Annotated in this window: 23 protein-coding genes; 10 read left to right on the forward strand and 13 right to left on the reverse strand. The window is 73.0% G+C overall.

The genetic code is table 11. The features are described 5' to 3' along the window. Window positions 1–47: 47 nt before the first annotated feature. The 3 genes from B073_RS0104950 to B073_RS0104960 all read right to left on the reverse strand — a co-directional run bounded on the left by B073_RS0104950 (window position 48) and on the right by B073_RS0104960 (window position 3,435). Window positions 48–827: an ABC transporter ATP-binding protein gene (locus tag B073_RS0104950; protein ID WP_018536985.1), complete on the reverse strand. Its 780-nt coding sequence runs from the start codon at window positions 825–827 to the stop codon at window positions 48–50. A 207-nt stretch (window positions 828–1,034) separates the two neighbouring features. After that, complete coding sequence (locus tag B073_RS0104955) at window positions 1,035–1,727, reverse strand: response regulator (RefSeq protein WP_018536986.1); 693 nt, start codon at window positions 1,725–1,727, stop codon at window positions 1,035–1,037. Beyond that, complete coding sequence (locus B073_RS0104960) at window positions 1,720–3,435, reverse strand: sensor histidine kinase (RefSeq protein WP_018536987.1); 1,716 nt, start codon at window positions 3,433–3,435, stop codon at window positions 1,720–1,722. Before B073_RS0104960 ends, B073_RS0104955 begins: the two co-directional genes overlap by 8 nt. Window positions 3,436–3,759: 324 nt before the next feature. Here B073_RS0104960 and B073_RS0104965 point away from each other — a divergent pair, with 324 nt between their 5' ends. Further along, window positions 3,760–4,308, forward strand: a complete 549-nt coding sequence (locus B073_RS0104965) for a DUF5994 family protein (protein ID WP_018536988.1) — start codon at window positions 3,760–3,762, stop codon at window positions 4,306–4,308. A 147-nt stretch (window positions 4,309–4,455) separates the two neighbouring features. Here the strand turns inward: B073_RS0104965 and B073_RS0104970 are convergent, their stop codons facing one another. Further along, entirely contained in the window at window positions 4,456–4,704 is a 249-nt protein-coding gene (locus tag B073_RS0104970) for a hypothetical protein (protein WP_037810866.1), read from the reverse strand. Between the two features lie 439 nt (window positions 4,705–5,143). On the opposite strand from B073_RS0104970, the gene B073_RS0104975 reads away from it, so the two are divergent. The 3 genes from B073_RS0104975 (at window position 5,144) to B073_RS0104985 (ending at window position 6,584) form a co-directional block, all read left to right on the forward strand. Next, entirely contained in the window at window positions 5,144–5,665 is a 522-nt protein-coding gene (locus tag B073_RS0104975) for a DUF5994 family protein (protein ID WP_018536990.1), read from the forward strand. A 165-nt stretch (window positions 5,666–5,830) separates the two neighbouring features. Continuing rightward, window positions 5,831–6,301 (forward strand): hypothetical protein, encoded by a 471-nt coding sequence (locus B073_RS0104980; RefSeq protein ID WP_018536991.1) that lies wholly within the window; start codon window positions 5,831–5,833, stop codon window positions 6,299–6,301. Continuing rightward, complete coding sequence (locus B073_RS0104985) at window positions 6,282–6,584, forward strand: transcriptional regulator (RefSeq protein WP_018536992.1); 303 nt, start codon at window positions 6,282–6,284, stop codon at window positions 6,582–6,584. Before B073_RS0104980 ends, B073_RS0104985 begins: the two co-directional genes overlap by 20 nt. 279 nt (window positions 6,585–6,863) lie before the next feature. On the opposite strand, the gene B073_RS0104990 is transcribed toward B073_RS0104985, so the two are convergent. Continuing rightward, window positions 6,864–7,412, reverse strand: coding sequence for a DoxX family protein (locus B073_RS0104990; RefSeq protein WP_018536993.1), 549 nt, complete (start codon window positions 7,410–7,412; stop codon window positions 6,864–6,866). A gap of 319 nt (window positions 7,413–7,731) precedes the next feature. Here B073_RS0104990 and B073_RS39140 point away from each other — a divergent pair, with 319 nt between their 5' ends. Further along, complete coding sequence (locus tag B073_RS39140) at window positions 7,732–8,469, forward strand: helix-turn-helix transcriptional regulator (RefSeq protein WP_018536994.1); 738 nt, start codon at window positions 7,732–7,734, stop codon at window positions 8,467–8,469. A gap of 52 nt (window positions 8,470–8,521) precedes the next feature. Here the strand turns inward: B073_RS39140 and B073_RS0105000 are convergent, their stop codons facing one another. Then, window positions 8,522–9,679 carry an acyl-CoA dehydrogenase family protein gene (locus B073_RS0105000; protein ID WP_018536995.1) on the reverse strand — a complete coding sequence of 386 codons (1,158 nt, stop codon included), beginning with the start codon at window positions 9,677–9,679 and terminating at the stop codon, window positions 8,522–8,524. Between the two features lie 191 nt (window positions 9,680–9,870). Here B073_RS0105000 and B073_RS0105005 point away from each other — a divergent pair, with 191 nt between their 5' ends. Beyond that, window positions 9,871–11,478, forward strand: coding sequence for an AMP-binding protein (locus B073_RS0105005; RefSeq protein ID WP_018536996.1), 1,608 nt, complete (start codon window positions 9,871–9,873; stop codon window positions 11,476–11,478). Between the two features lie 4 nt (window positions 11,479–11,482). Then, on the forward strand, window positions 11,483–12,352 hold the full coding sequence (locus B073_RS0105010) for a PaaX family transcriptional regulator C-terminal domain-containing protein (protein ID WP_018536997.1): 870 nt from the start codon (window positions 11,483–11,485) through the stop codon (window positions 12,350–12,352). 129 nt (window positions 12,353–12,481) lie between these two features. On the opposite strand, the gene B073_RS39145 is transcribed toward B073_RS0105010, so the two are convergent. Continuing rightward, the gene (locus B073_RS39145; protein ID WP_234024995.1) at window positions 12,482–13,297 is read right to left on the reverse strand and encodes an HAD family hydrolase; all 816 of its coding nucleotides are present in this window, start codon (window positions 13,295–13,297) and stop codon (window positions 12,482–12,484) included. 449 nt (window positions 13,298–13,746) lie between these two features. On the opposite strand from B073_RS39145, the gene B073_RS0105020 reads away from it, so the two are divergent. After that, entirely contained in the window at window positions 13,747–14,394 is a 648-nt protein-coding gene (locus tag B073_RS0105020; protein WP_026247072.1) for a TetR/AcrR family transcriptional regulator, read from the forward strand. Between the two features lie 356 nt (window positions 14,395–14,750). Here B073_RS0105020 and B073_RS0105025 read toward each other — a convergent pair whose 3' ends face one another. Both B073_RS0105025 and B073_RS0105030 read right to left on the reverse strand, forming a co-directional pair. After that, complete coding sequence (locus tag B073_RS0105025) at window positions 14,751–17,084, reverse strand: bifunctional salicylyl-CoA 5-hydroxylase/oxidoreductase (protein ID WP_018537000.1); 2,334 nt, start codon at window positions 17,082–17,084, stop codon at window positions 14,751–14,753. Then, complete coding sequence (locus tag B073_RS0105030) at window positions 17,081–17,908, reverse strand: enoyl-CoA hydratase family protein (RefSeq protein ID WP_018537001.1); 828 nt, start codon at window positions 17,906–17,908, stop codon at window positions 17,081–17,083. The genes B073_RS0105025 and B073_RS0105030 overlap by 4 nt, the downstream gene beginning before the upstream one ends. A gap of 536 nt (window positions 17,909–18,444) precedes the next feature. On the opposite strand from B073_RS0105030, the gene B073_RS0105035 reads away from it, so the two are divergent. Then, entirely contained in the window at window positions 18,445–18,846 is a 402-nt protein-coding gene (locus B073_RS0105035) for an ATP-binding protein (RefSeq protein ID WP_018537002.1), read from the forward strand. Here B073_RS0105035 and B073_RS0105040 read toward each other — a convergent pair. From B073_RS0105040 to B073_RS0105055, 4 genes are all read right to left on the reverse strand, one after another. Continuing rightward, on the reverse strand, window positions 18,809–20,392 hold the full coding sequence (locus tag B073_RS0105040; protein ID WP_018537003.1) for an amino acid permease: 1,584 nt from the start codon (window positions 20,390–20,392) through the stop codon (window positions 18,809–18,811). The two genes, B073_RS0105035 and B073_RS0105040, sit on opposite strands and share 38 nt — an antisense overlap. 185 nt (window positions 20,393–20,577) lie before the next feature. Continuing rightward, entirely contained in the window at window positions 20,578–21,582 is a 1,005-nt protein-coding gene (argF, locus tag B073_RS0105045) for an ornithine carbamoyltransferase (protein ID WP_018537004.1), read from the reverse strand. A 226-nt stretch (window positions 21,583–21,808) separates the two neighbouring features. Continuing rightward, window positions 21,809–23,044 (reverse strand): arginine deiminase, encoded by a 1,236-nt coding sequence (locus tag B073_RS0105050; protein ID WP_018537005.1) that lies wholly within the window; start codon window positions 23,042–23,044, stop codon window positions 21,809–21,811. 261 nt (window positions 23,045–23,305) lie between these two features. Next, entirely contained in the window at window positions 23,306–24,817 is a 1,512-nt protein-coding gene (locus B073_RS0105055) for an MFS transporter (protein WP_106731766.1), read from the reverse strand. Between the two features lie 105 nt (window positions 24,818–24,922). On the opposite strand from B073_RS0105055, the gene B073_RS0105060 reads away from it, so the two are divergent. Beyond that, a complete protein-coding gene (locus tag B073_RS0105060; RefSeq protein ID WP_018537007.1) occupies window positions 24,923–25,888 on the forward strand; it encodes a GlxA family transcriptional regulator in 966 nt (321 codons plus the stop codon). The last annotated feature ends 25 nt before the right edge of the window (window positions 25,889–25,913 follow it).

Consider the following 25,913-nt stretch of genomic DNA (forward strand, 5'->3'; position numbering starts at 1 on the left):
GGCGCGGGCAATCCCGGATACGGGGCGGTGTGCGGCCGCGGGCCGCGTCAGCTCGTCCGTCCCTTGGTGTCGAAGAGCCGCATCCGGTCCAGCACGGTCTCGGGGGTGGGGGCGAGCAGCTCGTCGGTGACGCGTCCGTCGGCGAGGAAGACCACCCGGTCCGCGTAGGAAGCGGCCACCGGGTCGTGGGTGACCATCACCACCGTCTGCCCCAACTCCCGTACGGAGTCCCGCAGAAAGCCCAGGACCTCCGCGCCGGAGCGGGAGTCGAGGTTGCCGGTCGGCTCGTCCGCGAAGATGATCTCCGGGCGCCCCGCCAGTGCACGGGCCACGGCAACCCGCTGCTGCTGGCCACCGGACAGCTGCGAGGGACGGTGCCGCAGCCGCCCGGCCAGGCCGACCGTCCCCACGATCAGCTCCAGCCACTCCTGGTCGGGCTTCCGGCCGGCGATGTCCAGCGGCAGCGTGATGTTCTCCAGGGCATCCAGCGTGGGCAGCAGGTTGAACGACTGGAAGACGAAACCGATCTTCTCCCGCCGCAGCCTGGTCAGCTGACGGTCCTTCAGCCCGGACAGCTCGGTGTCACCGATCCGGGCCGAGCCGCCGGAGAAGACGTCGAGGCCCGCCATGCAGTGCATCAGCGTCGACTTGCCGGAACCGGACGGGCCCATGATCGCGGTGAACCGGCCGCGCCCGAACTCCACCGTCACCGCGTCGAGGGCGACGACACGGGTCTCGCCCTCGCCGTAGACCTTGGTCAGCCCCGTCGCGCGAGCGGCAACGGAGGGCGCGTGGAGGCGAGTTGTGGCAGTGGCATGCTGCGGCATAGGTGCTCCTGGAAGGGGTGCGAAACTCCCGACCATCGTGGCCGCGGCACACCCCCGATTCCGTCGCCCTCAGGTCGCGAATACGCCGCCTGTCAACAGGGCAGACCCGCCGCTGCCGCGTCGCCCTCACGGACCACGCCCCCTCTACCAACAGACAGAGCCGCCTGTCCTTCCCGACGGCAGAGCGGGCGGCCCAAGCCAGGTGCGTCAGCCCATGAGCCCGGCCTGGTGGGCCAGCATCCCCGCCTGCACCCGGCTGCCGCACCCCGTCTTCTCCAGGATCGACCTCACGTGGCTCTTGACCGTCCCCACACCGATGCCGAGCCGCCTGCCGATCTCCGGGTTCGAGATCCCCTCCCCCAGCATGACCAGTACCTCCCGCTCCCGGCCGGTCAGCCCGGCCACCCGGCTCTCCGGGGCGGCGGCCCCGGCCCCGCCGCCGCTCAGCATCCGTCGGATGACGGTCCCGGTGACACCGGGCGAGAGCACCGCATCTCCTGCGGCCGCCGCCCGCACCGCGCGGATCAGCTCCTGCGAACCCTCGTCCTTCAGCAGGAAGCCGGTGGCACCCGCCCGCAGGGCCCGGGTGACGTTCTCGTCGTCGCCGAAGGTGGTGAGCATGACCACCTGCGGGCCGGGGTCGAGGGCGACCAGCGGTTCGATGGCCGCGAGCCCGTCGAGGACGGGCATACGGATGTCGAGGAGCACCACATCGGGCCGGTGCTCAGCCGCGAGCCGGACGGCCTCGGCGCCGTTGACCGCCTCGCCCACCACCTCGATACCGTCGACGTGCCGGAGGATCAGCCGGATACCGTGCCGGATCATCTCCTCGTCGTCAGCGAGCAGCACCCGGATCGCGGAACCCGCCCCCGAGCCAGCCGAGTTGGCCTGATCAGTCATGTGTCCCTCTCCCACGGGTCGGTTCGGTCGCCTTCTCGGTCACCACCGGAACCGTGAAACGGTCGATCGCGATCAAAACGTCGGACCGGAAGCAGTAGCGGACGATCTCCAGCCGCCCGTCCTTGGCCCCCTCTTCCACGTATGGATACAGGCAGTCCGTGGCGGACGGCGGCCGCGCCGGCTCGCGCCCGGCGGCGGCCGCGCGCACCGTGTCGGAGTCGAAGGACACGGCCCGCTCCACCCGCTCCCGCGACATCCCCACCCGTGGCTTTTCGTGGCTCCGATGATGGGCACCGAGCTGCGCATCGTGCACCAGAACGATCCCGAACAGCATCATCACGCCCACCCCCGCCAGGCCGACCAGCCCGACGACGGCACCACCGAGGCGCCGCTGGAAGGCGGTCAGCCCGCGGCCGGACTCCTCGACAGCGGGGCCCGGCCCCTCCTCATGCGGCTCGGCCGCCGACGGCTCCGCACCGGGCCCGGGCTCGGCAGGGAGATCGGCGGTCACGGCGAAGCCACCACCAGGCGTCCGCCCCGCCTCCAGCTCACCGCCGAGCAACGCCACCCGCTCCCGGAGCCCGATCAGCCCCCGCCCGGTACCGAGCCCGGTCACGGCGGCCGGCGGCACCGGGGGCACGCCGTTGCGCACCCGCACCTCCACCCGCTCGGCGGCGTGGCGGACGGAAACGGTCACATGGGCTCCGACCGCGTACCGGTGGACGTTGGTCAGCGCCTCGCGCACCACGCGGTGCACCGCCCGCCGCACCCGGGCCGGCCGCGCATCGAGATCGCTCCCCTCCCAGTGCAGCTCAACAGGGATGCCGCCACCGCGCGACTCCTCGATCAGCCCCTCGATGTCCGCACGCGTACCCGTCGCGTCCGTCAGCGCCTCAGCGCCGGTGTCCTGCCCCACCGGGCCCAGGACCCCCAGCACCTCGCGCAACTCCCGCATCGCCTCACGGGCGGCACCGCCCACCACGGCGGCCTCGTCCCGCAGCCCGGGCGCCTCTTTGCGCAGCGCCAGCTCCAGCCCGTCCGAGTACAGCGAGACCACGCTCAGCCGGTGCCCGACCAGATCGTGCATCTCCGCGGCGATCCGCGACCGCTCGCGCACCCGCGCCTCGCTGTCCGCCAGCCGCCGCGCCTCCTCCGCGGCAGCCGTACGCTCCCGCAACGCCCGCAACAGCCGGTCCTGCTGCCCCGCGGCAGTGCCCACCAGCCCGGGCACCACGACCGTCGTCACCGCGAGCACCGCACCCAGCGCCAGACCGAACACCCAACTGCCCACCTCCAGCAGGGGCGCGGACACCGCACACGTCACCATCGCCGCACCGGCCGCCCCGAGCAGCAACCCCACCCGCCGCCGTGGCGTCTCCCGCTGCCGGGCCACGGTGTAGGCCGCCACCGCGGTCAGCAACGCCGCCGCAGGCGCCACCCCCGACAGCGCCGCAAGCCCGACCAGACTGGCCACCGCACAACGGCGCCGCACCAGCACCAACGCAATGCCGATGACGGCCAGAGCCGGGACCCGACCCGCCAACCTGGCCTCGATCCACGACTCGCCCACATAGGTGAGCAGCACCACGGCCCCCGCCAGAACCGCCTCACCCCCCGCCCGCCACAGCTGCCACCCCCGCTCATCGGGCCCCGCGAAGGGACCGCGGGCCAGGCGTTTCTCGATGGCTGGTGGTGCGCTGGACGACATGACGTCGATTATCGACGGCTCCGTACGGCGATCCCCTGCGCCTTACGGACGACCCACCTCTACCAACAGGCAGAGCCCCTCCCCGGAGGGACAGAGCAGCCCGGCCGCAGCGCATTTCTCCCACGCCCGCGACCGGGAGCCCCTGAGCGCGGGGCATCGCCGAAACTCCTTGATATCCGTCACCCCGAAACCGTCCGGCGGCTGCATCCCGGAGTACCCTCAAATTACCGAGGACATTTCGCACAGGAGTCTCTGAGTTCCTGTCGTTCTCGGCGATTCACAACGCCGGGCCGGTGTAGACCGGCCCGGGGACAGGTCCGCATCATGACCGCGACCACTCTGTATACGCCGGCGGTCGAGAAGCGGACCTTTTCGCTGCCGCTGCGCCTCGCACTCGCCTCGACCGACACCCCTGGTGCTCTTCTGGACGGCGCCTGGTGGCCCCGCTCCCGCGACCTGACGGCGGAACTTCCCGCGTTGACAGCGGTGCTGGATCCCCGGTGGGGGCGCATCACCCATGTCACGGTGAACCCGACCCTCTGGCCGGTGATCCCACGGAAGGTACCCGTTGACGGGCACGTGGTGAGCGTCGGCTGGTTCACGGCCGAGCAAGATCCCCACAAGCTGATGCTGCTCTCCTACACCGTCGGCCGCTGGGACCTGCTGGTGATTCCGCCGCAGACGGATCCGGCCATCGCCGCCTGGCTCATGACCGCGGCTACCGGTCCGCTGCGCAGCCACACGGCGAGTGAGCTGCTGGAGAGGGCCAAGTTCCAACGGCTCGTGACAGAAGCCGACCAGGCCCGAGAAGCGGTCTGGGACTCCGAGGGCGGCCACGGCCCCCGCGCGACCCCACCGGCACGCTCGGTGTGAACGTCGAAACGGCCCCGCCGAAACCACCGGGGCCGTTTCGACGAGTTCCACAGACCGACGCGACGCGGGGCGAACATTGCGCTCGGAACTGAAGCACCAGTGACCGGGCTCCCCAGCCGGGAACCCCGGCCACCGGCAAGGTGCGCGCTACTCCGCGTTACCGTGCCACTGCCCGTGGACGCGGAACCAGAGTCCCGGAGCGTAGATCGAATCGACGACAGCGGCTTCGCCCTTGGTCACCTTGAGGATCCGCAATGCGCCACCCGGAAGCAGGTCGTACTCGTACGCCGCGGGCGACTCACCGTCGGTGATGTCGTCGTAGGAGATATCCGCCGCCGCCAGCTCCGCGTATTCCTTGGGGGGCCGGTTCTCCACCAGCTTGATGAACACGCTCATACCTCGACGATAGATCGCTCACGGCTTTCTCGCGTGACATGCCGCCTGCGGAGCAATGGGTCAGGCTGATCCGACAACCGCTGCACGCTGCTCTTCATCGATCACCGCCGTGCCGGGAGTTCATGTGCGCACACCCTTCAAGCGGGTTCCTGAGAACGTCCGCCCGTGTATGGCTCGCGCCACCGCGGGCACCGTGCCTGCACCATGCCGGCAAGGGACCGGCGATGGCCGGAGAGGTGAACGCCGACCGGCCGGCTAGGAGCGCAGTCCAGCTAGAGGAGCGCAGTCACCCGGCCTGCGCTGTCAGCTCCCGACACCGGCCCGTCGCTGCCCGTGTGCGGAGTACGGTGGAGAAGAAAACGACGGCCGGCACAGCCACGCGGTCCTCACACGACCGTCAGCAGACGTACCGGCCTCCCGCAGACGGGCGGCGCTCACCATGGCGGATTCCGATGTCCCGTACGGCGCCGAGCTGCCGGACGCCATCCACCAGTCCGTGAAAGCCGGGACGGCGCTCGTCCGACTGCAGACGACGCATGTCCGTGAGGGGATTCTCGACGGAGCGTGGTGGCCCCGCTCCCGCGACATCAGCGCCGAGCTTCCCGGCCTGATCACGGCACTGACCGAGCATCTCGGCCCGGTCACGCGCATCGGTCTGGACGCCGATGCCTGGGAAGGACTGCCGACACGGCTGGTCATCGACGAGCGGGTCGTGCACATCGACTCGTACCCGGTCAGTGACGACACCGTCCTGATCACCCGTGGCGATCACGACTACTTCACCCTGCTCGTGGTCCCACCCCACGCAACGCCCGAGGCGGCACGGGCCGCGATGGCCAGAGCCGTCCGGGCCGACAACCCTGATCAGGCCGAAAAGATCCTCATCGACACCGGCACCGGACGTGCCCGCCCGCTCACCGGAGATCTCGGGCCCTCCCAGGCGAACCGTGACGCGGGCTGAGGTTACAGCGGTTCCTGGCTCGTCGCTTCGCCTGAGCGATCCACCCGCCGTCGGCGGCGGCACCACACAGGGACGCCTGCACAGCCACCTTCTTTCCCGTAGGGAAAGAAGGTGGTACTTTCCTGCGAGGAAAGCACCCGGATGAACGGATGACCAGGAACGCTCATGACCCCTTACGACGCCCAGACCGCGCTCGACGCCATACACCAACGCCAAGCGCAGACACGTGACGAATACGCGCGCCACGCCTCCACCAGCTACGGGCTCACCGCGGCACTCACCGTGTTCGCCACGGGATCGTCCATCGACCTGCCGAGGCCCTGGAGCCTCCTCGCCCAGCTGGCAGGAGGCGTCCTGATCGCGGCCGGACTGGCCGTGCAGTACCGCCGGACCCGCGTGCACCAGAAGCGCTCCGCCGCGGGAACGCTTTTCGCGGTGTCGGTGGTGGCAGTTGCTCTCACGGTCTTCATCGCGGCATCGATCCTCGCCCGGCTGCTCGACCTGCCGGTCCCCTCCGTACCCGCCGCAGCCGTCGCCGCCCTGGCAACGCTGGTGGCCACGTACACGACCCGCCCGATCGTCATGAAGATCCTCTCCAGAGGGGGCGAGCAGGCCGATGGACCCGGACTTCGATGAATTCCTGCACGTACCGGCCCGGCTGTCGGTCGTCGCACTGCTGGCTCCCGCCGACTGGGTGGAGTTCGGCTTCGTGCGCGATGCCGTGAGCACCAGCGACTCGGCCCTGTCCAAACAGATCGCGGCACTGACGGACGCCGGCTACGTCGAGGTACGCAAAACACGGAACCGCACGGGACGCCACACCCACCTCCGGCTCACCGCACACGGGCGGCAGGCACTTCAGCAGCACGCCTCGGCCCTGGAGAGGATCGTGGCGGCAGCCCGCGAGCCACAGAAGTGAGCAACCCAGGCATCCGTGTGGAGTGAACGGTGATCCGTGAACGCTCAGGGCGGGCGAGGACCAGACCAGCCCCGGCGAGAAATCCGGCAAGGGGCAGGGACTGGACAACTCTCCAGCGTCTGCTTGTTTCCCTGCCCTCCGGGCGGTGGACGACCCATGGGGACGTGGCGACCGCGGCCGGGAGCCACGCCGTCCCGATCGGCACGCGCACCACCGCACCCCCTCCGGGGCGTGGAGGGGACCTCCGGAGTGGGGTGCGGTGGGGGCCGTGGGGCGGGATCAGAGGCTCAGGGTGATCGCGGCTCCTATGCCGCCGAGCCCCAGGGCGACGGCGACGGAGACCCAGCCGCCCCGGCCCCAGGGGAAGAAGCGGTCGACGGCGAGGCGGCCGGGGCCGAGGGCGGCGACGGCGAGGGCCGCGACGGTGATGCCGAGGCTGTACTCCACGCCGCCCTGGGTCTCCCACAGCCCGTGGGCGCCGGTGACGGTGGCCATGGCGTTGATCATCACGCCGACCAGGGCCGCCGCGGCGAGCGGGGTGAGGAACCCCAGCGCTAGGCCCAGGCCGCCGAGGCCCTCGGAGAGGCCGCAGATCACGGCGAAGACATTGCCCGGGTGGTAGCCGAGGGCCTCGAAGCCCTTGCCGGTGGCCGCCAGGCCCTGGCCGCCGAAGATCCCGAAAAGCTTCTGGGCGCCGTGCGCGGCCATGACCAGGCCGAAGGTGAGTCGGAGAAGCAGAAGTCCCCAGTCGCCCGCGGAGGACCAGGGTCCGGCGGGGTGCTGCGCCGTGCGCTCCGCGGGCGGGGACGGCCGATCGGCGGTCTTCATCTCGTGCTCCGGAGGGGGACGGAGGACGGTTGCCAGTGGGTCGCCGCAAGGACCGTCCGGCTGCCGTCGGGACGGCTGCGCGGCACCCGGGGCAGCTGCCACCACCTGCGCGATGGCGGTCAGCGGCGCACGTACGCGAGGGCGACGGGGAGAACGGCGGACGGCGGGGGAACCGACCTGACTCGCCGTCGGCCCATCGACTGTTTCTCCCATCATTGTTGGACTTATTCCTCCGCAGGGTCAAGCAAACAGGGTCGAATACGTGGAAGTGCGTATTTGACGCAGAAAAATGGGTGATAGGGGCACTACAGTGGCGGGTGTGGGACTGGATGCCGCCTCGCTGACCTCGCTGGCCGTCCTCGGTGACGACCTCCGCCGCCGCATGTTCCAGTTCGCGCGGCGGGCCCGGCGGCCGGTCACCCGCGAGGAGGTGGCCGACAGCCTGGGGATCTCCCGCAAACTGGCCGCCTTCCACCTCGACAAGCTGGTGGCGGCGGGGCTGCTGCACACCCACTACGCATCCGCCGCCGGCATCCGCAAGGTCGGCCGCCGGCCCAAGGTGTACGAGCTGGCGACCGAGGCCATCGCGGTGAGCATCCCCGAGCGCCGCTACGAGATCCTGGCCGGCTTCCTCACCGAGGCCGTCACGGCCCCGGCGGACGGCGAGTCGGCCCGCGAGGCCGCGCTCCGGGTCGCCCGCGAGCACGGCGAGGCGCTGGGCGCCGCCGACCGCGCGCGGGTCCGCCCCGGGCGACTGGGGGCCGAGCGCGGACTGAGCCTGGCCGCGGAGACGCTGGAGGAGTTCGGGTTCGAGCCGGAGCGCACCGCCCCCACCGTGCTGCGGCTGCGGAACTGCCCGTTCCATCCGCTGGCCGCCGAGGCCCCGCAGCTCGTCTGCGGTGTCAACCAGGCGTTCCTGGCCGGCTATCTGCGCGGCCTGGGCAGCGACCGGACCGTGGCCGTGCAGGCGCCGCGGCCCGGCTCGTGCTGCGTCGAACTGCGCGGCGGCGAGGCGGCGGGCCCGCCCTGGGAGGACGGCACCGCCTGCGAACGGTGACGCCGCGGCCCGCCGCGCGCTCGCCCCGTGCGGACGCCCCGCGCGGCGCCCGTCAGCCGCCGGCCCCCGCCGGCCGGCGCCCCGCCTCGCGGTACAACTCCTTGGCGATCAGGGACCGTTGGACCTCCGTGGCGCCCTCGTAGATGCGCGGGGCGCGGACCTCGCGGTAGAGGTGCTCCAGGAGGTGGCCGCGGCGCAGCGCGCGGGCGCCGTGGATCTGGACGGCGGCGTCGACGACGTCCTGCGCGGTCTCGGTGGCCAGGAGCTTGGCCATCGCCGAGCGGCGGGCGACGTCCGGGGCGCCGCGGTCGTAGGCGGCCGCGGCCGCGTACACCAGGAGCCGGGCGGCCTCGATACGGGTGGCCATCTCGGCCAGTTGGTGGCCGACGGACTGGAGATCCTTCAGCGGTCCGCCGAACGCGGTGCGGGAGCCGGCGTGCGCCAGCGCGGCGTCCAGAGCGGCCTGCGCCATGCCGACCGCGAACGCGCCGACGCTGGGCCGGAAGAGGTTCAGGGTGCGCATCGCCACGCCGAAGCCGCCGCCCACCTCCCCGAGCACGTCGTCCGCGGTCACCGGTGTGCCGTCGAAGACCAGGGTGCCGATGGGGTGCGGGCTGAGCATGGCCAGCGGTTCGCCGGCCAGCCCCGGGCGGTCGGCGGGGACGAGGAAGGCGGTGATGCCGTGGGCCCCGTCGGCGCCGCCGGTGCGGGCGAAGACGGTGGCGAAGTCGGCCTCGGGGGCGTTGGAGATCCAGCACTTCTCGCCGGACAGCCGCCAGCGGCCGGGGCCGTCGGGGGCGGCGGCCAGAGCGAGTGCCGCGGCGTCCGAGCCGGCGCCCGGCTCGCTCAGCGCGAAGGCCGCCACCGCCCGGCCTGCCGTCACCTCCGGCAGCCAGCGGGCCCGTTGGGCGTCCGTCCCGGACTGGACGACCGGGCCGGCCCCCAGTCCTTGGAGTGCCAGGGCGGTCTCCGCCTCCGTGCACTCCTGGGCCAGCGACTCCCGCAGCAGGCACAGGTCCAGCGCTCGCGGGCTGCCGCCGTCGGGGAAGAGCCGGTCCAGCAGGCCGAGTTCGCCGAGGGCGGCGACCAGCGGGCGGTTGACCCGGCCCGGTTCCCCCTTCTCCGCCAGGGGGCGCAGCCGTTCGGCCGTGCGGGCGCGCAGCCAGGCGCACCACTCCTGTTGCTCCGGTCCCAGTGCGAATGCGGTCACGAGGCGGCTCCCTGGTAGCGGTACCGGACGCGACGGCGGCCCGGCGACCGGTTATCGCGGTCTGTTGACTGCCGTCACGAAGACGTTACGCTGACGAGCATCCGTACGGCAGTCCTCCCGGTCCTCTCCCCCACACCTCCACCCCTCCCCGGCCGCCCGGCGGCCACCCGGCGCAAGGGGGCGCACCCCGCATGGAGCTACGGTCCTCGGCCCACACCGACACCTTCACCCGCGACCGGCTGCCCCCGCCCGAGCAGTGGCCGCACCTCACCGACCTGGGCTATCCCGACCGGCTGAACTGCGGCGCGGAACTCCTCGACGCGACCATCGCCCGGCTGGGCGGGGACCGGCCCGCGGTCCGTGACGCCCACGGCCGGGTGTGGTCCTACGAGGAGCTGCGGGCGCGGGTCGACGCCATCGCGCATGTCCTCACCGGCCCGCTGGGCCTCGTCCCGGGCAACCGCGTACTGCTCCGCGGCCCCACCACGCCCTGGCTGGCGGCCTGCTGGCTCGCCGTCATGAAGGCCGGCGCGGTGGCGGTGACGGTCCTGGCGGCGCACCGGCCGGACGAACTCGCCACGATCTGCCGGATCGCCCGGGTCCGGCACGCGCTGTGCGACGCCGGAGCGGTCGGCGACCTGGTCCGGGCCGAGGTCCCGGCGCTGCGGATCACGACGTACGGGGGCGACGGCCCGGAGGACCTGACGCGCCGCGCACGGCCCGGCGGCGCACCGTACCCGGCGGTGCCGACCGCCTCCGACGACGTCGCGCTGATCGCCTTCACCTCGGGCACCACCGGCCGCCCCAAGGGGTGCCTGCACTTCCACCGCGATGTGCTGGCCGTCGCGGACACCTTCTCGGCGCAGGTGCTGCGGCCGCGCCCGGACGACGTGTTCGCCGGCAGCCCGCCGCTCGGTTTCACCTTCGGGCTGGGCGGATTGGTGGTCTTCCCGCTGCGGGCCGGGGCCTCGGCGTACCTGGCCGACTGGGGCGGGCCCCGGCGACTGCTGCACGACGTCGCGACCCACCGGATCTCGGTGCTGTTCACCGCGCCGACCGCCTACCGGGCGATGCTGGCCGAGCTCGACGGCCACGACCTGTCCTCGCTGCGCCGCTGCGTCTCGGCCGGCGAGAACCTGCCCGCCGCCACCTGGCGTTCCTGGCACGCGGCGACCGGCCTGCGGATCATCAACGGGATCGGCGCCACCGAACTGCTGCACATCTTCCTGTCCGCCGCCGACGACGCCATACGGCCGGGGACGACGGGGCTGCCGGTGCCCGGCTACGAGGCGCGGGTGGTGGACCCGGCCGGCAGGCCGGTGCCGGACGGCACACCGGGGCTGCTCGCGGTCCGCGGCCCGACCGGCTGCCGCTACCTCGCCGACGACCGGCAGACCGCCTACGTCCGCGACGGCTGGAACCTCACCGGCGACACCTATGTCCGGGACCAGGACGGCTACTTCCGCTACGTGGCCCGCGCGGACGACATGATCATCTCGGCCGGGTACAACATCGCCGGTCCCGAGGTGGAGGACGCCCTGCTGCGGCACCCGGACGTCACCGAGGCGGCGGTGGTCGGCCGGCCCGACGCGGACCGCGGCGAGGTCGTCGTCGCCCATGTGGTGCTGCGGGACGGCGTGCCCACCGGCGAGCAGACCGTCGCGGCGCTGCGCGACTTCGTCAAGTCCCGGATCGCGCCCTACAAATGCCCGCGCGAGGTGGTCTTCCACACCGTCCTGCCGCGCACCCCGACCGGCAAGCTCCAGCGCTTCCGGCTGCGCGAGCGGGAACTAGAGTGAACCGGTGAACGACGAGCAAGCCCAGGCCACCCCGCGGTCCCTGATCGTCACCCTCTACGGGGCCTACGGACGCGGCGGAGCGGAGACCTCGGGTGGTGTGCCCGGCCCGGTGCCGGTGGCCGCGCTGATCCGGCTGCTCGGCGTCCTCGGCGTGGATCCGCCGTCGGTGCGCTCGGCGGTCTCCCGGCTCAAGCGCCGCGGACTGCTGGTCCCGGAGCGCACCCCCGCCGGCGCCGCCGCGTACGGGCTCTCCGACGCGGGGCACCAGCTGCTGGCCGACGGCGACCGCCGGATATTCGGCCGGCCCGCGAGCCGGCCGGAAGGATGGGTACTGGCCGTCTTCTCCGTCCCCGAGGAGGAGCGGCACAAGCGCCATCTGCTGCGCTCCCGGCTGACCCGGCTGGGCTTCGGCACCGCGGCCCCCGGAGTGTGGATCGCCCCCGCGCACCTCTACGAGGAGACCCGGCACACCCTGGAACGGCTGGAACTGGCCGACTACGTGGACCTGTTCACGGGCCACCACGCCGGTTTCACGCCCACCGCGCAGGCCGTGGCACGCTGGTGGGACCTGGACGCCCTGGCCGCGCGGCACCGCGCCTTCCTGACCGTGCACGAACCGGTCCTGTCCCGCTGGACCCGGCGCCGCACGCTGCCCCCCGAGGCCGCCTACCGCGACTATCTGCTCGCCCTGGACGCCTGGCGGCGCCTGCCCTACGCGGACCCCGCCCTGCCCCCGCACCTGCTGCCAAAGGACTGGCCCGGCGGCCGCGCGGCGGAGGTGTTCGCCCGGCTGCACGCCCGGCTGCGGGACGCCGGTGCCCGCTACGTACACAAGGCGATGGCCGGGCCGCACCGCACCCGGGACGCCGGCTGACCCGCCCCGCTCCCGGCCCGTTCCGCCGGGCGGGAGGCGCCGCCTCGTCCTTGTACGTCCCGCGCCATCGCCTCCGGCCCGCGGCCCCGGTGTTCCCCCTGGGCCGCGGGCACTCCCCGTACCCGTGCCCTATGGCAGGCGTCGCCGCCGCTGCTGTGCGCCCACCGGGACGGCGGCGGCCCGGCGCTGCCGGACGACCGGACCGGCGGCGGTCGACGGCCGCGGCCGGGCGGCGGCGATCACCGACACCACGTCCTTGAAGGAGCTGCACATCCGCGTCCCGGCCACCGCGGCGAGTTCACCGAAGGTGCCGCTGCCGTAGGTGACCGCGACCGGCTCCATGCGCGCGGTCACCGCCATCCGCATGTCCCCCACGGTGTCCCCGACATAGGCGCTCTGCCAGGCCGGGACCCCCAGCCGGCCGGCCGCGCGCAGCACCAGCTCCGGGTGCGGCTTGCCGCGCCGGACCATGTCCTGGCCGATGACCGGGCCGACCAGGTCACGGATGCCCATCACCTCGAGCAGGGACTCGGCGCTGCGGGTGGTCTTGGAGGTGGCGACGGCGAGTTCGACGCCGTGCGCGCGCAGCGCGGACAGCCCGGCCGTCACTCCCGGGTAGAGCAGCTGCGGCCCCTGGCACAGGACCTCGTAGGAGAACAGCTCGCGGTAGCGGGAGATGGCGGCCTGCACCCGGCCGTCGTCCTCGGGCCGGCCCAGCAGGCGTCCGAACGCGGCGGCCGGGGGCTTGCCGATGGCCGCGGCCGCCTGCCGCGCGGTCACCGAACAGCCCTGCTCCTTGGCCACCTTGACCAGCAGCTTGCTGATCGCGGGCAGGGTGTTGGCGAGAGTGCCGTCCAGATCGAAGACGGCGGCCCTGAGCGCCTCGCCGCCGGCGCTCCGCGCACCTCTCACGGGACGTTCGCCGACTTCCATTGATACGCGCATGGGTGGGGACCTTTCCGGGTTCCGGTGGGTGCGGGGCTCGGGGACTGGACGGGCTCAGCTGGTCGGGCGGGCCTGTGGTCGACGACTGTGGCGGCAGAGGCGGTCTCGCCGTGGCGCACCGCTGTCCAAGGGCGGTGCGCGACCGTCGGAGCGGCGGCGTCGGAAGGGATCGTCCCGTTTACCGCCTTCGGAGATTTAAAAACCGCCTGCGCTGTTTGTCAATGTGCCTTAGCCCCTCCCTGACGCATGGCACCGGCCCCCGAGGAGCCCAAGCGGGCTCTGCCCTCGGCCGCTGCGCGACGGTCTGGTTCGGTCCGGGGGGCCAGCGATCACTTCCCGACAGGGCAGGGTGGATCCGGCCATTTCGCCTCACGATAGCGAACCGCATGGTTGGTTTTCTCTGTAGACTGCGAAGACGTTGCAGTCGTACGAGAGACGGGACGGACACCGTGCCCACGCAGCATCGCGCCATCCAGAGCCGTCAGGCGCTCATCCGCTCGGCCGCAGAGACCTTCCTGGAAAAGGGAGTGCCCGCCGCGGGCATGGTCGAGATCAGCCGGCGGGCCCGGCTCAGCAAGGGCGCCCTCTACTTCCACTTCACGTCCAAGGACGACCTGACCCTCGCGGTGCGGGACGCCGCCCTGGCCTCCCTCAACGAGATCGAGGAGGGCTTTCTGCGCTCTCCCGAGCCGCTGACCGCCGCCGTCCGCGACTTCGCCGTCGAGCTGTTCGACCGGGTGCAGTCGGACGCGGTGCTGCGCGCCGGACTGCGACTGCGCCCGGAGACCGCGCCCGGTCTGGACATCCACGCCCTGGAGCAGCGCTGGTACGCGCTCTTCCTCGACAAGGCGGTGACCTGCGGCACCGGCGAGCCGGTCGGCGGCGGCCTCCCCGGCCGGCACGCCTCGGACGCCGAACCCCGCTACACCGCCCAGCTGCTGACGTCGATCGTGGTGGGCCTGCTGCACCTGGGCGGCGGCGACCGGACCTGGTGGGACACGGAGGCGGTCACCGGAATGTGGAGGCTGCTGCCGGCCGCCTCGGGCCGCTTCGCGACCGCCGGCATCCCGGCACCGGCCCAGGTCCCGGCCGGCTGACCACCCCACGGCAAAGGGCGGCCCGCACCCCGCCCGAAGCTTGCGCCGCCCGCGCAACTCCCCGATAACTCCCCGTACACCAGCCCTACATGACGCCCCGGCGATATTCGTTCAGGAACATCTCGGCGGCGCGCGTCCGCCCGTCTTCGCCAGCCGTCGTCCGCTTCCGGAGCGTGGACGCGTGGGAAGCGGAAGACGGACGCCCCCCCGTGAGCCGCCCCGCAGCGCGGCTGTAGCCCGGCTGTGGCCCGGCCGCACTCCGCCCGTCTGTACGTCCCGAAGTCGAGCGCGCCGTACGGAAGCTGTAGGGAAGCGGTACGGAAACCGACCACGGAGGCCGTCGGCAGCGGCGTCCGTCAGTTCAGGGTGAGGCGGGGTTTCGGGGCGTCGGTGCGGCCGGTGGGCGGGGTGCGGCTGCCGGCCTGGTAAGGGAGCGGCCAGGGGGCGCCGGGGCCGGTGTAGCCCTGTTCGGCGGCGGCGTGCAGGGTCCAGTGCGGGTCGTAGAGGTGGGGGCGGGCCAGTGCGCACAGGTCCGCGCGGCCGGCCAGGATCAGGGAGTTGACGTCGTCCCAGGAGGAGAGGGCGCCGACGGCGATGACCGGTATACCGAGGGTGTTGCGGATCCGGTCGGCGAACGGGGTCTGGTAGGAGCGGCCGAAGTCGGGGCGTTCGTGCGGCACGACCTGGCCGGTGGAGACGTCGATGGCGTCGGCGCCGTGCTCGGCGAAGGCGGCCGCGATGGCCACCGCGTCGTCCGGGGTGGTGCCGCCCTCCGCCCAGTCGGTGGCGGAGATCCGAACGGTCATCGGGCGGTCCGCCGGCCATTGTTCGCGGACCGCGTCGAAGACTTCGAGAGGGAAGCGGAGCCGGCCGGCGAGGGTGCCGCCGTAGGCGTCGGTGCGGTGGTTGGTGAGCGGGGAGAGGAAGCCGGAGAGCAGGTAGCCGTGCGCGCAGTGGAGTTCGAGGAGGTCGAAGCCGGCGCGGGCGGCGGAGGCGGCGGAGTCGGCGAACTGCTCGCGTACGGCGGTGAGTTCGGCGGCGGTCAAGGCGTGCGGGATCTGGTTGACGCCCGGGCGGTAGGGCAGCGCGGAAGGGGCGACGAGCGGCCAGTTGCCGTCCGGGAGCGGCTGGTCGATACCCTCCCACATGCGCCGGGTGGAGCCCTTGCGGCCGGAGTGGCCGAGCTGGACGCCGAGGGCGGTGCCGGGGGACTGGGTGTGGACGAAGTCGGTGACGCGGCGCCAGGCCCGTTCGTGCCCGGGCGCATACAGGCCGCTGCAGGCCGGGGTGATCCGCCCCTCGGGGCTGACGCAGACCATCTCCGTCATCACCAGGCCGGCGCCGCCGAGCGCGCGCGAGCCGAGGTGGACGAGGTGGAAGTCGCCGGGGGTGCCGTCGGCGGCGGAGTACATGTCCATCGGGGAGACCACGATCCGGTTGCGCAGGGTCAGTCCGCGCATCCTGAAGGGGGTGAACATCGGCGGCGTCCCGTCGGGGACACCGGCCTCGGCGGCCACCGCGTCGGTGAACTCCGCGTCGCGCAGCCGCAGGTTGCCGTGGGTGACGCGGCGGCTGCGGGTGAGCAGGTTGAAGGCGAACTGGTGCGGCGGCTGGTGGGTGTAGGTGGCCAGGTCCTCGAACCACGCGAGGCTGGCGCGGGCGGCGCGCTGGGTGGAGGCGACGACGGGGCGGCGCTCGGCCTCGTAGGCGGTGAGGGCGTCCGGGACGGTGGGCTGTTCGCGGAGGCAGGCGGCGAGGGCGAGGGCGTCCTCGACGGCGAGTTTGGTGCCGGAGCCGATGGAGAAGTGGGCGGTGTGCGCGGCGTCGCCGAGCAGCACGATCCGGCCGTGCGACCAGCGCTCGTTGACGACCGTGCGGAAGGCGATCCAGCTGGAGTTGTTGGTGCGCAGCGGGCGGCCGCGCAGGGTGCCGGCGAAGAGCCCGGCGCACCAGGCGGCCGAGGCGGTCTCGTCGAGGGTGTCCAGGCCGTTGGCGCGCCAGACCTCCTCGCGCATCTCGACGATGACGGTGCTGGCGCCGCCGTCGGGTGCGCCTGACCGGCCGGGCGCCGGGTGGGCGTACGGATAGGCGTGGAGCTGGGCGACGCCGTGGCCGGTGTCGGCGATCTCGAAGCGGAAGGCGTCCAGGGCGAAGTCGGCGGAGAGCCAGATGTAGCGGCAGCGGTGGGTGGTGAGCCGGGGGCGGAAGACGTCGGCGTGCGCGGTGCGGGTGGTGCTGTGCACGCCGTCGGCGGCGATCACCAGGTCGTGGTCGCGGGCGAGTTCGGCGGCCGGCGGGGCCTCGGTGCGGAAGACCAGCCGGACGCCCAGCGCGCGGCAGCGGTCGTGGAGGACGGCCAGCAGCCGGCGGCGGCCGAGGGCGGCGAAGCCGTGGCCGCCGGAGGTGAGGGTGCGACCGCGGTGCACGATGTCGATGTCGTCCCAGCGCACGAACTCCGCCTGCAGCGCGCCGTAGACGACCGGATCGGCGTGTTCGATGCCGCCGAGGGTCTCGTCGGAGAGGACGACGCCGAAGCCGAAGGTGTCGTCGGGGGCGTTGCGCTCCCAGACGGTGATCTCGCGGTCCGGGTCGAGGCGTTTGAGCAGGGCCGCGGCGTAGAGCCCGCCGGGGCCGCCGCCGAGGACGGCGACCTTCAGGGGCCGCTGCGCCGGGCCTGCGGGCGCGCTCACTTGCCCTGCCACTCGGGCGGCCGCTTCGCCGTGAAGGCGGCGTGGAACTCGGCGTAGTCGGCGCTGTTCATCAGCAGCGCCTGGGTGTTGGCGTCGAGTTCGACGGCGGCGGCCAGCGGCATGTCGAGTTCGGCGGTGAGCAGGGCCTTGGTCTGGGCGTGGGCCAGGGCCGGGCCGTCGGCGAGCCGGCGGGCGAGCGCGGCGGCCCGCTCGTCGGCGCGACCCTCCTCGGCCAACTCGCTGATCAGGCCGAGGCGTTCGGCCTCCGGGGCACGGACCGGGTCGCCGAGCATCAGCACCCGGGTGGCGTGGCCGAGGCCGATGACGCGGGGCAGCAGGTAGGCCGCGCCCATGTCGCCGCCGGAGAGGCCGACCCGGGTGAAGAGGAAGGCGAAGCGGGCGGAGGGGTCGGCGACCCGGAAGTCGGCCGCCAGGGCGAGCACCGCGCCGGCGCCGGCGGCCACGCCGTGGACGGCCGCGACGACCGGGAAGGGGCACTCCCGGATGGCCCGGACGACCTGCCCGGTCATCCGGTTGAAGTCCAGGAGCTGGGCGGTGTCCATGCCGAGGGTGACGCCGATGATCTCCTCGACGTCACCGCCCGAGCAGAAGCCGCGGCCCTCGCCGGCCAGGACCAGGGCGCGCACGGAGCGCTCCCGGGAGAGTTCGGCGAGCAGGTCGCGGAGGTCGGCGTAGGACTCGAAGGTGAGCGCATTGAGCTTCTCGGGGCGGGCGAGGGTGACGGTGGCGACGCCGTCCTCTCTGGTGACCCGGATGTGCTGCCATGCGCCGGTACTGCGGGCGGATCCTGCGAACGGGCTCATCGGTCTGCCTGCCCCCTTCAGCCGGACGGCTGGTGCGTGCGGTGGCCGCGGATGCGGTGGCGGTGCGGGACGCGCGAAATGCCCTTCGAAGTTATCACTCGTTTGTGACTGCCGTCATGAGGGCGCGATATCCGGCGGGTGGGGAAGGGCTTCGGCGGGGTGGGGCGGCGGCGGTTCCGGTGGGCGGTGGGGGCCGGAAGTCCTGTCGGGGTGGGCCGCTGGTCCCCCTCGGTGGGGTCCGCTGGCCCTGCTGCGGTCGGAGGGCGCGGCCTAGCGTGGAGGCGTCCCGCCGGGCCGCGGGCGTCCGTCCCGGCCCGCCGCGAAGGGAGCGGCGCATGCCGGAAGTTCGGACGACGACGGCCACGACGAAAACCACGAAGACGATGGCGACCAAGGCGAAGACGGCAGGGGCGGCGGGGGCGCCATGGGCGAGTGGCACGACGGAGACCAGGGACACGAGGGAGACGAGGGAGACACGTGGGCTGATCCCGCAGCCGCAGGACCGGTGCGAGCCGTGCGGCCCCTCATGCTGGCGGATGGAGCTGCCGCACGCCCCGTCCGCGGTCTCCCTCGCCCGCGCGCTGACCGCCACCGCGCTGCGCGATCTGCGGGCCACGGCGGACCGCTGCACCGCCGCGCTGCTCGCCGCCGAACTGGTCGCCAACGCCGTCGCGCACACCCCCGGCCCCGGCCCCGTCGCGCTGGTGGTGCGGGCGCGGCCGGCGGGCTGCGAGGTGGAGGTCCACGACACCGATCCGACGCCGGTACCGGGCCTGGCCGAGGCCGTCGGCGGCGCGGACGGTCAGGAGGCGCCGGTGGCCGGGCGGGGGGTGCGGCTGGTGCGGGGGCTCAGCGCGGCCGCCGGCTGCCGCCGGACGCCGCGCGGCAAGGCGGTGTGGTTCATCCTTCCGGCGCTGCGGGAGCCCCGGTTGCCGTGACGGCGGGCGCCGTGGCGGGGGGTGCCGAGGAGGGGAGTGCCGAGGCGACGGGTGCTTCGGTACCGGCACCGCTGGTGGCACTCGCACCACTGGGGGCACTGGTGGCACTCGCCGCGCCGGCAGCCCCGGCTCCCGCCCCGGCCCCCAGGCGCGAGTGCCGGCGTCCGTAGACCGCGTAGAGCACCAGGCCGACGGCGAGGAAGCCGGCGAACTGGAGCCAGGTGGCCGGGCCGGTGCCGTAGACGAGGTAGCCGCAGAAGGCGACGCCGAGCAGGGGGCTGAGCGGGAAGAGCGGGACGCGGAAGCGGCGCGGCAGGGCGGGCCGGGTACGGCGCAGGACCACCACGCTGACGTTGACCACCGCCATGACGGCCAGCGTGCCGACGCTGCTGAGGTTCATCACCATGTCCAGCGGGACGACCGCGGCCGGGACGGCGAAGACGGCGGCGACGATCCAGGTGTTGGCGACGGGTGTGGCGGTCCGGGGCGAGACCCGTGCGAAGACCCCGGGGACCAGGCCGTCCCGCGCCATCGACAGCAGGATGCGGGTCTGGCCGTACAGCACGGCCAGGACGACGGAGGCGATGGCGACGACCGCACCGAAGGCGATCACCGTGCCGCCGATGCCGGACTGGGTTACCCGGTCGACGATCAGCGACAGCGCGGCGGGGCGGCCCGCGACCTGATCGGCGGAGAGCGCGCCGATGGCGGCCAGCGCGACCAGGGAGTACAGGACGGTGACCACCCCGATGCAGACCAGGATCGCGACGGGGACGTCCCGGCGCGGGTTCCGCGCCTCCTCACCGGCGGTGGTGATCGAGTCGAAGCCGATGTACGAGAAGAACGCGACGGAGGCGCCGGAGGTGATCCCGGCCAGGCCCTCCGGGGCGAACGGGGAGAGGTTTCCGCTGCGGAACGCGCCGAAGCCGATCACACAGAACAGCACCAGCACCGCCAGCTTGAGCACCGCCATCGCGGCGGTGGCGCGGGCGCTCTCCCGGACCCCGCGGACCAGCAGCACCGCGGCCAGCACCACCACGACCACGGCCGGGAGGTTGACGACGCCGCCCTCGCCGGGCGGGTTGGCGAGCGCCGCGGGCAGCTGCCAGCCGGTCAGGCTGCCGAACAGTTGGTTGAGGTACTGGCCCCAGCCGACGGCGACCGCCGAGACCGAGACGCCGTATTCGAGCAGCAGGCACCAGCCGACGAGGAAGGCGGTGCGCTCGCCCAGGGTCGCGTAGGCGTAGGAGTACGAGCTGCCGGAGACCGGGATCGCGCCGCCCAGCTCGGCGAAGGAGAAGGCGGTGAAGACGCAGGTGACGGCCGCCAGTACGAAGGAGACGACGACCGCGGGGCCTGCCTGGGCGACGGTGTCGGAGAGGCCGACGAAGATGCCGGTGCCGACGATGGCGCCGACGCCGAAGCAGATGAGCTGGAAGAGGCCCATGCTGCGCCGCAGGCCGTGGCCGTGGAGATCCGCTCCGGATTCGGCGATGAGCAGGTCGGGGGACTTGATGCGCAGTCCGGACGCGCCTGGGCGGGGCATGGGGCGGTTCTCTCTCTGGTGGTGCGAGGCGCGCGGCGCGGGTGGGCCGGGCGCGGAGCGGGGCCCGGACGGGTGGGTCCGGGCCCCGTGTGCGGCTCGATGGTAACTGTCCGGTTCGTACGGTCGCCTGGCCGCCCGTATGGCTGCCGGGGGCCAGGCGGTTCCACGCCGTCGGCCGGCCGACGCTATCGGCCCAGCGTCGCCACCATCACCGCCTTGATGGTGTGCATCCGGTTCTCCGCCTCGTCGAAGACCACGGAGTGCGCGGACTCGAAGACCTCGTCGGTGACCTCCAGCGAGGTCAGGCCGTGCCGGGCGTGGATCTCCCGGCCGACCGCGGTGCCGAGGTCGTGGTAGGCGGGCAGGCAGTGCAGGAACTTCACGTCGGGCCTACCGGTCGCGCGCAGCACGTCCATCGTGACCGCGTACGGGGCGAGCAGCGCGATCCGCTCGTCCCAGACCTCCTTGGGCTCCCCCATGGAGACCCAGACGTCGGTGGCGACGAAGTCCGCGCCCCGGACGCCCTCGGCGACCTCCTCGGTGAGGGTGATGCGGGCCCCACTGGTCTCCGCGAGCGCCCGCGCCCGGGCGATGACGGACTCCTCGGGCCACAGCTGCCGGGGCGCCACGATCCGTACGTCCATGCCGAGCAGGGCGCCGGTGACGAGGTAGGAGTTGCCCATGTTGTTGCGGGCGTCGCCGAGGTAGGCGAAGGCGGTCTCCGTCAGGGGGCGGCCGCCGCCGTGCTCGATCATGGTCAGGACGTCGGCGAGCATCTGGGTCGGGTGCCAGTCGTCGGTGAGGCCGTTGTAGACGGGCACCCCGGCGTGCGCCGCGAGTTCCTCGACGTCGGACTGGCGGCTGCCGCGGAACTCGATGGCGTCGAACATCCGGCCAAGTACGCGGGCGGTGTCCTTGACCGACTCCTTGTGCCCGATCTGCGAACCGGACGGGTCGAGGTAGGTGGTCGAGGCGCCCTGGTCCGCGGCGGCGACCTCGAAGGAGCAGCGGGTCCGGGTCGAGGTCTTCTCGAAGATCAGGGCGATGTTGCGGCCGTTCAGGCGGCGGACCTCGGTACCGGCGCGCTTGGCCGCTTTCAGCTCGGCGGCCAGATCGATCAGTCGACGGAACTCCTCGGCGCTGAAGTCCAGCTCCTTGAGGAAGTGGCGGCCCGTGAGGTCTATCGCCATGGGTGGGCTCCTCGTTCGCGGCGGGTGGGGGTCTTGGGGGCGGGTGGATGGGTGAGGTGGGTGAGGTGGGTGGTGAGTCGGCGGGCACTCGTACGCTTGGACTCCCCTTGGAATTATATACGAGCGCTCGCATCTCTATACGGATGATCCGGGTGAGCCCACCTGCTCCACGCCGCCCCTCCCCGTCCGGTGCGCCTCGCCCCTCCCCCTCCCCTCCCGTCCCGCTTCACCTCAAGCCCGGCACCGCGTCCCTGGTCACCGGGCAGCTCATACAGCGCGGCCCGCCGCGGCCCCGGCCCAGTTCGCTCCCGGGGATCGTGATCACCTCGATGCCGCGCTTGCGCAGAAAGGTGTTGGTGGTGACGTTGCGCTCGTAGGCGACCACGACGCCCGGCTCCACCGCCAGCACGTTGCAGCCGTCGTCCCACTGCTCGCGCTCGGCCGAGTGCACGTCCTGGGTCGCGGTGAGCACCCGGATGTCGGCGAGGCCGAGGGAGGACGCTATGGCGCGGTGCATGTGCTCCGGCGGATGGTCGGTGACCTTGAGGTCCTGCGCGCCGGCGCCCGGTTCGATGGTGTACGAGCGGAGCATGCCCAGGCCCTCGTACTGGGTGAAGGTGTCCCCGTCGATCATGGTCATCACGGTGTCCAGGTGCATGAACGCCCGTCGCTTGGGCATGTCCAGCGCCACGATCGTCTGCGCGGACCCCGCCGCGAACAGCCCCCTGGCCAGCAGTTCCACCGCCTGGGGCGTGGTGCGTTCGCTCATGCCGATCAGCACCGCGCCGTTGCCCAGGACGAGGACGTCGCCGCCCTCGATCGTCGAGGGGAAGTCCGCCTGGCCGTCCGACCAGACGTGGAAGGACTTGTCGCGGAAGAGCGGGTGGTGGTGGTAGATGGCCTCGTAGTGCACGGTCTCGCGCTGCCGGGCGGGCCAGCGCATCGAGTTGATCGACACCCCGTCGTAGATCCAGGCGGAGGTGTCGCGGGTGAAGAGGTGGTTGGGCAGCGGGCCCAGCAGGAAGTCGTCCAGGTCCATCACATGGAAGCGGACCGAGGTGGGTTCCGGGTGGCGTTCCAGGAACTCGCGCTTGGTCATCCCGCCGACCAGCGCCTCGACGAGTTCGGGCACCGGCATCTCGTCGAACGCCGCCCGCAGGTGGTCGGTCGCCAGCGGCCCGTACTCCTTCTCGTCGAAGACCCGGTCCAGGACCAGCCTGCGGGCCTCGGGGATCTGCAGGCTCTCGGCCAGCAGATCCCCGAAGAGGTGCACTTCGATGCCCCGGTCGCGGAGCACGTCCGCGAACCCGTCGTGCTCGGCCCGGGCCCGCCGCACCCACAGCACGTCATCGAAGAGCAAGGTGTCCTTGTTGGACGGGGTGAGCCGCTTCAGCTCCAGATCGGGGCGGTGCAGGATCACCCGGCGCAGCCGCCCGGCCTCTGAGTCGACATGGAATCCCATCTCCCCATCTTGTCGGCTCCGACGGCATCTTGTCGGCTCCGACGGCCGGACGTCGGGACTCAGGGGGACGTCGAGACTCGGGGGGGACGTCGAGACTCGGGGGGGCGTCGGGACTCGGGGGGGGTCGGGACTCGGGCGGGTCGGGACTCGGGGGGGGCGGGACTCGGGGGATGTCGAGACCGCCTCGCATCCGTCTACCGCCGCGCCCCTGCCCCCGCTCCCGTCCACCGCCGCCCGCCGCCGGCCGCCGGCCAACCCGATCTACCCCCGCCCCTCCCTGCCCCGCCGCAGGGTCAGCGCCGCCGCCACCGCGGCCGCCGAGGTCACCGCCGCGATGATCCAGCCGCCGCGCAGCGCCCCCAGGTCCGGGTGCGGCCGGCCGCCCATGGTGGCGACCAGGACGGCGACGCCGAGCGCGGTACCGGCCTGCCGGGACACCATCAACACACCCGACCCTAGGGAGAGTTGGCTGCTCGGCAGCGACCCCGCGGCGGCGAACATCACCGGCTGGTAGAGCCCGGTGCCGAGCCCGGCGAAGAGCAAACCGGGCAGAAACCGCACCGCGTAGTGCGTCCCCCCGCTCCCGTCGCCAGCCAGCACGATCCACCACAGCGCCGCCGCCACGAAGCACAGCGCGCCGATCACCGCCGTCCCCCGGCCGCCGATCGCCCCGACGATCCGGCCCGAGACCGCCGAGACCACCAGTACGGCCAGCGGCCAGGGCGCCATCGCCAGCCCAGCCGTCCGCACCGAGTAGTGCCAGACGTCGGTGAACAGCAGGCTCGCGGCGAGCATCATCGCCCCGTAGGCGACGAAGTAGCTCAGCAGCCCCAGGGTGGCCGGGGTGAAGCCGGGTGTACGGAAGAGCACCGGGTGCACGACGGGCTGTTCGGCCCGCCGGACGTGGCGGACGCCCAGTACGCCCGCCAGTACACCGGCGGCCAACACGGCGAGCGTGGCCGGGGCGGTGTACCCCCACTCCGGGGCCTCGACGAACGCGGTGACCAGCCCGCCGACGCACACCAGCACCAGCGCCGTCCCCGGCAGGTCGAGCGCCTGCCGCGGCCCGCGCACCGACCGGGGCAGCAGCCGGACGCCCGCGCCGACCGCGAGCAGCACCACGGGGACGTTGATCAGGAAGATCAGCCGCCAGTCGGCCGCGGCGAGCAGCCCGCCGAGCACCGGCCCGGAACTCGCCGCCACCGCGCTGACCGCCGTCCACGCGCCGACCGCGGTGGCCCGCTCGCGGGCCGGGAAGGCGGGCAGCGCGAGGGAGAGCGAGGTGGGGATCAGGACCGCGGCGGCCGCGCCCTGCACCACCCGGGCCACGACCAGCAGTGCGAGCGTGGGGGCCGCGCCGCAGGCCGCCGAGGCCAGACCGAACAGCACCATGCCGATCAGGAAGCAGCGCCGCCGCCCGGCCTCGTCGGCCAACCGGCCGGCGGGTACCAGGAGCGCGGCGAGCACGACGGTGTAGCCGTTGAGCACCCAGGAGAGCGTGGAGGCCGGCGCCGGTGCGAAGTCCTGGCCGATCGCCGGGAAGGCGATGGTGACCGCGATCAGGTCGAGTACGGCCAGGAACTGCGCCGCGGAGGCGATCGCCAGGATCAGCCAGCGACGGGGGTGGGGAGCTTCGCCGGTGTCAGCGGTGCTCGTCGTGGTGGCGCTCGCAGAGGCAGTAGTGCTCGTGGTGGCGGTGTCGGTGGGGTGGGCAGCGGGGCTCGCGCCCGTGGGCGCACTCGTCCCCCGGCCGCCCAGATGAGGAGTGGTCATGTCGATCAAGCATCGGCCCGACGCTCCCCCGCCACGAGTGGCAGTACTGCCACCACCCGCTACATTTCTGCCACGCAATCCCCCGCACTCTGCGACACTCGCGCCATGCCTTCGCTCGCGATCGCCGTCACCGCCGGAATGCCGTTCTTCGAACTCGCCGTGCCCTGCCACATCTTCGGCTTCGACCGCCTCCGGCCGCCTCCGGACTGGTACGACCTCCGGGTGTGCGTGATCGGCGGCCAGGAAGGCGAAACGAGCCTCGCCGGCGCGTGGTTCAGCACCCGGGCCCCGTACGGCGTCGCGGAGTTGGTCTCCGCCGACACGGTCATCGTCCCGGCCTCCGCGGACGTCCACGGCGACCCGCCGGACCAACTCGTCGACGCCCTACGCGAGGCCCACCGCCGCGGCGCACGCGTGGTCTCGTTCTGCTCGGGCGCCTTCACCCTCGCCGCGGCCGGGCTGCTCGACGGCCGGACCGCCGCCACGCACTGGATGTACGCGGCGCTGCTCGCCGAGCGCTATCCGGCGGTGAGCGTGGACCCGGCGGTGCTCTACGTCGACCACGGGGACGTGCTCACCGGCGCGGGCGCCACCGCCTCCATCGACGTCTGCCTGCACCTCATCCGCGAGGACTTCGGTACGGAGGTCGCCAACTCCCTCGCCCGGCAACTGGTCGCACCCGCGCACCGCCCCGGCGGCCAGGCACAGTACATCGAGACGCCGCTGCCCGAACGCCGCGACGACTCCCTCGCGCCGGTCCTGCACTGGGCCACCGAACGGCTCCGCGAGCCGCTGACCGTCGCCGACCTCGCCCGGCACGCGCACACCAGCCCACGCACCCTCGTACGGCGCTTCCACGCCACGACCGGGACCACGCCGATGCAGTGGCTGCAGTCCCAACGGATCGCCCGGGCCCGTGAGTTGCTGGAGAGCACCGACCTGCCGGTGGACCGGGTGGCGGAGGTCGCCGGCCTGGGGACGGCCGCCAACCTCCGCCGCCACTTCACCCGCGCGATGGGCGTCCCCCCGGTCGACTACCGACGCACCTACCGGGCGACACGGGTGGCGTGAATCCACCACCGGCACCACCCGCGCC

This window comes from Streptomyces sp. MspMP-M5 (assembly GCF_000373585.1).
Lineage (GTDB): Bacteria > Actinomycetota > Actinomycetes > Streptomycetales > Streptomycetaceae > Streptomyces.

Excerpts from the sequence above, each read along its gene's own strand:
- B073_RS0104950 (WP_018536985.1), bottom strand. The coding sequence starts at position 827 with ATGCCGCAGCATGCCACTGCCACAACTCGCCTCCACGCGCCCTCCGTT.
- B073_RS0104955 (WP_018536986.1), bottom strand. The coding sequence starts at position 1,727 with ATGACTGATCAGGCCAACTCGGCTGGCTCGGGGGCGGGTTCCGCGATC.
- B073_RS0104960 (WP_018536987.1), bottom strand. The coding sequence starts at position 3,435 with ATGTCGTCCAGCGCACCACCAGCCATCGAGAAACGCCTGGCCCGCGGT.
- B073_RS0104965 (WP_018536988.1), top strand. The coding sequence starts at position 3,760 with ATGACCGCGACCACTCTGTATACGCCGGCGGTCGAGAAGCGGACCTTT.
- B073_RS0104970 (WP_037810866.1), bottom strand. The coding sequence starts at position 4,704 with ATGAGCGTGTTCATCAAGCTGGTGGAGAACCGGCCCCCCAAGGAATAC.
- B073_RS0104975 (WP_018536990.1), top strand. The coding sequence starts at position 5,144 with ATGGCGGATTCCGATGTCCCGTACGGCGCCGAGCTGCCGGACGCCATC.
- B073_RS0104980 (WP_018536991.1), top strand. The coding sequence starts at position 5,831 with ATGACCCCTTACGACGCCCAGACCGCGCTCGACGCCATACACCAACGC.
- B073_RS0104985 (WP_018536992.1), top strand. The coding sequence starts at position 6,282 with ATGGACCCGGACTTCGATGAATTCCTGCACGTACCGGCCCGGCTGTCG.
- B073_RS0104990 (WP_018536993.1), bottom strand. The coding sequence starts at position 7,412 with ATGAAGACCGCCGATCGGCCGTCCCCGCCCGCGGAGCGCACGGCGCAG.
- B073_RS0105005 (WP_018536996.1), top strand. The coding sequence starts at position 9,871 with ATGGAGCTACGGTCCTCGGCCCACACCGACACCTTCACCCGCGACCGG.
- B073_RS39145 (WP_234024995.1), bottom strand. The coding sequence starts at position 13,297 with ATGCGCGTATCAATGGAAGTCGGCGAACGTCCCGTGAGAGGTGCGCGG.
- B073_RS0105030 (WP_018537001.1), bottom strand. The coding sequence starts at position 17,908 with ATGAGCCCGTTCGCAGGATCCGCCCGCAGTACCGGCGCATGGCAGCAC.
- B073_RS0105035 (WP_018537002.1), top strand. The coding sequence starts at position 18,445 with ATGGAGCTGCCGCACGCCCCGTCCGCGGTCTCCCTCGCCCGCGCGCTG.
- B073_RS0105040 (WP_018537003.1), bottom strand. The coding sequence starts at position 20,392 with ATGCCCCGCCCAGGCGCGTCCGGACTGCGCATCAAGTCCCCCGACCTG.
- argF (WP_018537004.1), bottom strand. The coding sequence starts at position 21,582 with ATGGCGATAGACCTCACGGGCCGCCACTTCCTCAAGGAGCTGGACTTC.
- B073_RS0105050 (WP_018537005.1), bottom strand. The coding sequence starts at position 23,044 with ATGGGATTCCATGTCGACTCAGAGGCCGGGCGGCTGCGCCGGGTGATC.
- B073_RS0105055 (WP_106731766.1), bottom strand. The coding sequence starts at position 24,817 with ATGACCACTCCTCATCTGGGCGGCCGGGGGACGAGTGCGCCCACGGGC.
- B073_RS0105060 (WP_018537007.1), top strand. The coding sequence starts at position 24,923 with ATGCCTTCGCTCGCGATCGCCGTCACCGCCGGAATGCCGTTCTTCGAA.